Here is a 7,104-nt window from a genome sequence, read left to right on the forward strand (position 1 = left end):
CCGGGTGCGGCGGGGCGGCACGCCAGCTCGCGTACTCCCGCCGGGCGGTGGGCTCGTCGCCGAGGTGGTCGGCGAGCCGGCAGCGCAGCTCGGTCACCGGCTCGGCGTCGGCGCCCAGCCGGTCGGCCAGATCGTCCAGGAGGGATCGGGCCTGGTCCAGGCCGACCCGCGGGGTGCCGAAGAGCGCCTCCACGGCCTGCCGCTGGTGCCGGTGCAGCCGCTCGGCCGCACCGGGGTGGCCGCCGACCAGCTCGGGCGCCCGGTCCAGAGTGGCCAGACAGCGGCGGACCGGCTCCACCAGCCGCCACCGCTCGCCCAGGTGCAGGTACGCCTCGATCAGCGCGAACCGCGCCGCCAGCCCGGTACGCAGGTCGCCGGTCACCTCCGCCTGGGCGGCGATCCGGTCCAGCTCGGCGCAGCGGGCCTCCCCGTCGGGGCGGTCGAGGGCGTCGGCGAGGGCGTCGGCCAGGCCGCGGTCCCGGGAGGTGGTCACCGGACCGACCCGCCGGGCAGCTCGCCCACGGCGGCGGCCAGCTGGCACCCGGTGGTGACGCCGCAGTCGATGAGCTGGTCGAGCTGGTGCGGGGTGACGCCGCGTTCCAGGTCGGTGATCACCTCGCCGCAGACCTGGGCCAGCCCGTCGTCGGCGACGTGCACGAACGCCTTGGGCCAGAGCCGGTCGTGGTTCCACGCGTTGCAGAAGGCGTACAGGGCAGGCACGTGCTCGATGCCGAACCGGTGCCCGGCGACGGTGCGGATCTGGAGCAGTTCGCCGTCGGCGCCCCGGCGGTGGAACCAGATCAGGCTCTCCGCCCAGCGGCCGAGCAGGTCGCCGCCGGGTTCCGCGGCTATCGCGTACCCCCGGGCGGTCAGCACGGCGGCGATCAGCTCGCCGGTCAGCGGTCGCAGCGCCTGGGGGTGTCCGGCCAGGGGGCCGTCCGGACCGTCCTCGATCTCCGGCGACGCCATGGGGGCATCCCTTCTGAGGCGAATAACACACCCGGCGGCGCGGTCGGTGGTGCGACGCGCGGACACGACCCGGAAAAGCGGCGATCTGCCGGGTCCCGCCGTTACGGTGACTCTATGGCGGGCCGTACCTCTCAGGCGAGCCGGCGGCGCGGCGCGTCGCCGCGCGGTACCACGAACAGCCGTGCCCGCCAGCCGGCCAAGAAGACCACCCGGGCGGCTCCTCGTCGGCGGCCGGCGGCCCGACCGGGCCCGGCGGTCTATGTCGGACGCGCGGTCGGCGCCCTCTGGATGGGGGTGGCGCACGGCCTGGGCTGGGCGGTCCGCGCCGCCGGGCGGCAGGCCGCCTCGGCCCGCGACCTGGACCCGGAGCACCGCCGCGACGGCGCCGGGCTGTTGCTGTTCGGCCTCGCCCTGCTCAGCGCGGTGGCCATCTGGTTCGGCAAGGCCGGGCCGGTCGGCGCCCGGCTCGCCGACACCGTCCGGCTCTTCCTGGGCGCGATCGCGATCGTGGTGCCGGTGCTGCTGATGATCGGCGCCTGGCGGCTGCTGCGTACCCCGGCCGACCCCGAGCACCGCGGCCGAGGCCTGGTCGGCTGGGGCTCCATGCTGCTCGCCACCGCGGCGATGCTGCACATCGGACAGGACCCGGTCGACGCGGTGCAGCGCGACTACGCGGGCGGCCTGATCGGCGCCGGCGTCGGCGACCTGCTCCAGGCGGCCGTGACCGCCTGGGTGGCGGTGCCGCTGCTGATCCTGCTGCTGATCTTCGGCCTGCTGGTGGTCACCGCGACGCCGATCAACAAGATCCCGGAGCGGCTGGGCCTGCTCGCCGGCAGCCTGGTCGCGCCGCCCGCCGCCGAGGAGGCGGAGGAGGAGGCCGCGCCCAAGCCGGCCCGGAAGCGGCCGGCCAAGCGGCTGCCCCCGCCGCTGGACCCGGAGGGCCTGGACGGCGACCTGGACGGGGTCGACCTGCAGGACACCCTGGTGCTGCCGCGCAAGAAGGTCCCGGCCAGCCGCAAGCCGGTCGAGCCGCCGGAGCACTCGCCGCTGCCCACCCGCGCCGAGCAGCTCGCGCTCACCGGGCTGGCCGGCGACTACACCCTGCCCCCGGCCAACATGCTGGGCAGCGGCGCGGCGCCGAAGACCCGGAGCAAGGCCAACGACGAGGTCATCGCCGCGCTGACCGGCGTCTTCGAGCAGTTCGACGTGGACGCCGCGGTCACCGGCTTCACCCGCGGCCCGACCGTCACCCGGTACGAGGTCGAGCTGGGCCCCGGCGTCAAGGTTGAGCGGATCACCCAGCTCTCCCGCAACATCGCGTACGCGGTCAAGTCGCCGGACGTGCGGATCCTCAGCCCGATTCCGGGCAAGAGCGCCGTGGGTGTGGAGATCCCCAACACCGACCCGGAGAACGTCGCCCTCGGCGACGTGCTCCGCTCGCGGGCCGCCACCAGCGACCACCACCCGATGGTGGTGGCGCTCGGCAAGGACATCGAGGGCGGCTACGTGGTGGCCAACCTCGCGAAGATGCCGCACATCCTGATCGCGGGAGCCACGGGCGCCGGCAAGAGCTCCTGCCTGAACTCCCTGCTGGTGTCCATCCTGACCCGGGCCACGCCGGACGAGGTGCGCCTGCTGCTGATCGACCCGAAGCGGGTCGAGATGACCGGCTACGAGGGCATCCCGCACCTGGTCACCCCGATCGTGACCAACGCGAAGAAGGCCGCCGACTCGCTCGAGTGGGTCGTCCGCGAGATGGACATGCGCTACGACGACCTCGCCGCCAACGGGGTCCGGCACATCGACGACTTCAACCGCAAGGTGCGCAACGGCGAGATCAAGGCCCCGCCGGGCAGTGAGCGGGAGCTGCGGCCGTACCCGTACCTGCTGGTGATCGTGGACGAGTTGGCCGACCTGATGATGGTCGCCCCGCGCGACGTGGAGGACTCCGTCGTCCGGATCACCCAGCTCGCCCGGGCCGCCGGCATCCACCTGGTGCTCGCCACCCAGCGCCCCTCGGTCGACGTGGTCACCGGCCTGATCAAGGCGAACGTGCCGTCCCGGCTGGCCTTCGCCACCTCGTCCCTGGCGGACTCGCGGGTCATCCTCGACCAGCCGGGCGCGGAGAAGCTGCTCGGCCGGGGTGACGGGCTCTTCCTGCCGATGGGCGCGTCGAAGCCGATCCGGATCCAGGGCGCCTGGGTGACCGAGCGCGAGATCCACGACGTGGTGAAGTTCTGCAAGGACCAGCGGGAGCCGGAGTTCCGCTCGGACGTGCTGACCGTCGCGCAGGACAGCAAGAAGAAGATCGACGAGGACATCGGCGACGACCTGGACCTGCTCGTGCAGGCGGTGGAGCTGGTGGTCACCTCGCAGTTCGGCTCGACCTCGATGCTCCAGCGCAAGCTGCGGGTCGGCTTCGCCAAGGCGGGCCGGTTGATGGACCTGATGGAGACCCGGGGCGTGGTCGGCCCGTCCGAGGGCTCCAAGGCCCGCGACGTGCTGGTCAAGCCGGACGAGCTGGAGGAGGTCCTGGCCGGCCTCCGCGGCGCCGAGGAGTAACGCGCCGGGTCACCCGGCCGATGGCGCGTACGCGGCCTGCAGGGTGGCGTCGATGACACGGGCCGCCTCCGATTCGGCGAGGCGCCCTTCGATGATCTCCTCCGCCGCGGCGTGCACCACCGTGTGAACGAGCGCGACCATCCAGCTCGCGGGCAGGTCGGTGCGGAACACGCCCTCGGCCCGGCCGCGCTCGATGAGGCCGGCGATGCGGCGCATCGGCCCCTCGTGCGCGGCCCGGATGCGGGCGGGCGGCAATGACCGCTGGGCGGCGTCGAGCAGGTGCCGGAACTGGTCGACGATCCGCCAGCTCGACGCGACGAGGCGGCTGAGGGCTGCCCGGGGGTCCCCGGTCAGGTCGACCCTCTCCAACGCCCGGTCCGCCCGCTCCACCGTGCGGGTGAAGAGCTGGTCGATGAGGTCGTCGCGGGACGAGAAGTGGCCGTAGAGGGTCACCCGGCCGACCCCGGCGCGCCGCGCGATCTCCGCGATGTTGGCGTCCGGATCCGTGACCAGGCACTCCAGTGCCGCGTCGAGGATCGCCGTGATGTTGCGCTGCGCGTCCGCGCGCTTGCCACGCTGCCCGACGGCGTCGGTCGTCCGATCCACCACGTCCTCCTTTGTCAAACACCCGTGTTCAGGTTACCGTGAGAGTGTAAGTCGTACATCCATGTTCGACTTAGCGGGCTGGCCGGGACGATCTCGCCGGCTGCCCGGCCGCACCTGCACCGGAGCCGCAGATGAACACCCACCTCACCGCGCCACCGCACACCGTCGCGCCCGCCGAGCCCTTCCCCCGCCGGTGGCGGGCCCTTTCGCTGCTCAGCGTCGCCCAGTTCATGCTCATCCTCGACGTCACCGTGGTCACCATCGCGCTGCCGAGCATCGGTGCCGACCTCGGTCTCGACCGCGCGGCACTGACCTGGGTCGTCGCCGCGTACACCCTGGTCTTCGGCGGTTTGATGCTCCTCGGCGGTCGCGCCGCCGACCTGTTCGACGCCCGCCGGACCGTGCTCGCCGGCCTGGCGATCTTCACGGCGTCGTCGCTGGTGGCGGGCCTGTCGGCGAACGCCACGATGCTCATCGGCGGTCGGATCGGTCAGGGCATCGGCGCCGCGCTGCTCTCGCCCGCCGCGCTCTCCCTGGTCACGACTCTGTTCCAGGGCGCGGAGCGGCACCGGGCGCTGGGCGTCTGGGGCGCCCTGGGTGGCACCGGGGCGGCCGCCGGCGTGCTGCTCGGCGGACTGCTCACCGCCGGTCCCGGCTGGAAATGGATCTTCTACGTCAACGTGCCGATCGGGCTCGCCGTGCTCGCCCTGCTTCCGGTCCTCGTGCCCGGACCGGGACCACGACGCGCGGACCGGAAATTGGACCTGCCCGGGGCGCTCACCGTCACGCTCGCCAGCGCAGCGGCGCTCTACGGAATGATCAGCGCAGGAGACCACGGCTGGGCCGCCCTGTCCACTCTCGGCCCGCTGGCGGTCGCCGCCGCGCTCTACGCGGGTTTCGTGCTGGTCGAACGGACCGTCCGGGCGCCGCTGGTGGATCTCTCGATCCTCGCCCGCCGCCGGGTCACCGCAGGGGCGTTCCTGATGCTGGTGGCGACCGGCCTGTTGATCGCGAGCTTCTTCCTCGGTTCGTTCTATCTCCAGCAGGTGCGCGGCCACGGCGCGCTGACCACGGGACTGCTTTTCCTGCCGGTCGCGCTCGGCACCATCGTCGGTGCCCACGCCGCCAGCCACGCGGTCGGGCGCGTCGGTCCCCGTTGGACGGCCGCCGGGGGACTCATGGTCGCCGCCGCGGGTGCCGCGGTCCCCGCGATGGGGCCGGCCACCCTCTCGGTGGTCGTCGGGATCAGCGTCGGCGCGGCCGGGCTGGGGATGACCTTCGTGGCGGCCACCACGACGGCGCTTGCTCACGTGGCACCCGAGGCGGCCGGAGTCACCGCCGGCATCGTCAACACGTTCCACGAACTGGGCGGATCGATCGGCGTGGCGGTCGTCTCCACGGTCGCCGCCGCGAGTCTGGCCTCGGGTGGGGTGGTGGCGACCGGCTTCACCCACGCCTTCGTCTTCAGCGCGGTCGCCGCCGTCCTGGCCGCGCTGGTGTCACTGGTCCTGGTGCCGGCCGGCCGGCCGCCGGTCGGGGCGTCGGTGCGCCTGCACTAGGGCGGCAGGAGACGTGACGAGGGCCCGCCGGAGCACCGGCGGGCCCTCGCGGCGTACGGGGCGGTCAGGAGTTCAGGATGGCGTAGCTGAGGATCATGCCGATGATGGCGCCGGCCACGCTGGCGGCGGCGGCGTACCAGCCGAGCGGCTTGTCGCCCATCACCGCGCCGACGATTCCGAGCACCAGGCCGACCAGGCCGAACAGCGGCGGCAGGAAGAAGATCGCGATGACCGCGAAGACGAACGCGATGATCGTGCAGATGCGCGCGGCGTTGCTGCGCGGGCGGGCGGTGGCGTGCATGTCGGCCATGATGTCCTCCGTGAATGTCTCGATCCCTCGGGTGGGTGCAGGCTCACTACCCGTACCGAGTCGGTCGCCAAACCGGACACCGGGGATGTCAGTGGAACAGCTTGAGCCCCACCACGCCGGCCACCACCAGCAGCAGGCAGCCGATCCGGGGGAGGGTGGCCGGCTCGTGCAGCGCCACCATGCCGACCAGCGCGGTGCCCACCGCGCCGATGCCGACCCAGACCGCGTAGCCGGTGCCGACCGGGATGTCGCGCAGCGCGTACGCCAGGCCGGCCATGCTCGCCACCAGCGAGACGCCGAAGACGGCTGAGGGGAGGGGGCGGCTGAAGCCGGCGCTGCGGTCGAGGGCGACCGCCCACACGGTTTCCAGCAGTCCGGAGAGCACCAGCACGAGCCAGGCCATGAGGATCACCTCTGACGGGTGGGCCCGGCTGCGTGGGCCGGGAAGGGGCGGGTTACGCGGGGCGTCTTGGCCTGACCGGGTACGCCCACCACTCGTCCGGGGCGGCACGGGGCCGCCGTGGCCGACCGTAGCACCGACGCGGCCCGGAAGCTCCCGCGGTGACCATCGCCACCATCGCTGGAGTTGACGCGAACTTCAGGTTGCACGATGGTCGGCATGACCGTGCTCTTCTCGGACGAGGACGTCGCGGCGACGCTGGACGCCCCGCTCACCGTCGCCGCCATGCGGGACGCGCTGCTGGCCGCGTACGAGGGGCGGCTGATCGCCCCGCCCCGGGCGTCCGCCCCGCTCGGCGGGGGCCGGATGGTGCTCACCGCCGGCCACCTCACCGGCGAGTGGTACGGCTTCCGGTCGTACGACACCTTCGGGCACCCGGAGAGCGGGCAGCTGGTCGTGCTGCACGACGCCCGCACCGGGGCGGTCCGCGCCATCGCGGTCGGCGAGGAGCTGGGCTCCCGGCGCACCGGGGGTCTGGGCGGGGTGGCCGTGGACGCCCTGGCCCGCCCGGACGCGGCCACCCTCGGCGTGGTGGGCTCCGGCCGCCAGGCGTGGACCCAGGTCTGGGCCGCCGCCGCGGTCCGCCCGTTGCGCGAGGTCACCGTGTACAGCCGCTCGGCGGCGCGCCGGGAGGCGTT

6 protein-coding genes, 2 pseudogenes and 1 riboswitch are annotated in these 7,104 nt (G+C 73.5%); of the genes and pseudogenes, 3 read left to right on the forward strand and 5 right to left on the reverse strand.

Annotated features, from left to right (window positions below; genetic code table 11):
- Nucleotides 1-493, reverse strand: a pseudogene (locus ACWEVO_RS25125) (YbjN domain-containing protein); the annotation flags it as partial.
- Nucleotides 490-969, reverse strand: a complete 480-nt coding sequence (locus ACWEVO_RS25130; protein ID WP_452309975.1) for a YbjN domain-containing protein — start codon at nt 967-969, stop codon at nt 490-492. The pseudogene ACWEVO_RS25125 and the gene ACWEVO_RS25130, both read right to left, overlap by 4 nt.
- A 114-nt stretch (nt 970-1,083) precedes the next feature.
- Here ACWEVO_RS25130 and ACWEVO_RS25135 point away from each other — a divergent pair, with 114 nt between their 5' ends.
- Nucleotides 1,084-3,531, forward strand: coding sequence for a DNA translocase FtsK 4TM domain-containing protein (locus ACWEVO_RS25135; protein ID WP_452309976.1), 2,448 nt, complete (start codon nt 1,084-1,086; stop codon nt 3,529-3,531).
- 9 nt (nt 3,532-3,540) lie between these two features.
- Here ACWEVO_RS25135 and ACWEVO_RS25140 read toward each other — a convergent pair whose 3' ends face one another.
- Nucleotides 3,541-4,137, reverse strand: a complete 597-nt coding sequence (locus ACWEVO_RS25140) for a TetR/AcrR family transcriptional regulator (RefSeq protein WP_452309977.1) — start codon at nt 4,135-4,137, stop codon at nt 3,541-3,543.
- A 131-nt stretch (nt 4,138-4,268) separates the two neighbouring features.
- On the opposite strand from ACWEVO_RS25140, the gene ACWEVO_RS25145 reads away from it, so the two are divergent.
- The gene (locus tag ACWEVO_RS25145) at nt 4,269-5,696 is read left to right on the forward strand and encodes an MFS transporter (protein ID WP_452309978.1); all 1,428 of its coding nucleotides are present in this window, start codon (nt 4,269-4,271) and stop codon (nt 5,694-5,696) included.
- A 64-nt stretch (nt 5,697-5,760) separates the two neighbouring features.
- Here ACWEVO_RS25145 and ACWEVO_RS25150 read toward each other — a convergent pair whose 3' ends face one another.
- The gene (locus ACWEVO_RS25150) at nt 5,761-6,006 is read right to left on the reverse strand and encodes a hypothetical protein (RefSeq protein ID WP_452309979.1); all 246 of its coding nucleotides are present in this window, start codon (nt 6,004-6,006) and stop codon (nt 5,761-5,763) included.
- Between the two features lie 88 nt (nt 6,007-6,094).
- On the reverse strand, nt 6,095-6,409 hold the full coding sequence (locus tag ACWEVO_RS25155) for a DMT family transporter (protein WP_452309980.1): 315 nt from the start codon (nt 6,407-6,409) through the stop codon (nt 6,095-6,097).
- Nucleotides 6,410-6,464: 55 nt separating this feature from the next.
- A riboswitch (guanidine-III (ykkC-III) riboswitch) is annotated at nt 6,465-6,530 on the reverse strand.
- 95 nt (nt 6,531-6,625) lie between these two features.
- Here ACWEVO_RS25155 and ACWEVO_RS25160 point away from each other — a divergent pair.
- Nucleotides 6,626-7,104: pseudogene (locus ACWEVO_RS25160) on the forward strand (ornithine cyclodeaminase family protein); the annotation flags it as partial.

The sequence above is a fragment of the Micromonospora sp. NPDC003776 genome, assembly GCF_053605645.1.

Coding starts and splice junctions, on each gene's coding strand:
- ACWEVO_RS25130 (WP_452309975.1), bottom strand. CDS start 969: ATGGCGTCGCCGGAGATCGAGGACGGTCCGGACGGCCCCCTGGCCGGA.
- ACWEVO_RS25135 (WP_452309976.1), top strand. CDS start 1,084: ATGGCGGGCCGTACCTCTCAGGCGAGCCGGCGGCGCGGCGCGTCGCCG.
- ACWEVO_RS25145 (WP_452309978.1), top strand. CDS start 4,269: ATGAACACCCACCTCACCGCGCCACCGCACACCGTCGCGCCCGCCGAG.
- ACWEVO_RS25150 (WP_452309979.1), bottom strand. CDS start 6,006: ATGGCCGACATGCACGCCACCGCCCGCCCGCGCAGCAACGCCGCGCGC.
- ACWEVO_RS25155 (WP_452309980.1), bottom strand. CDS start 6,409: ATGGCCTGGCTCGTGCTGGTGCTCTCCGGACTGCTGGAAACCGTGTGG.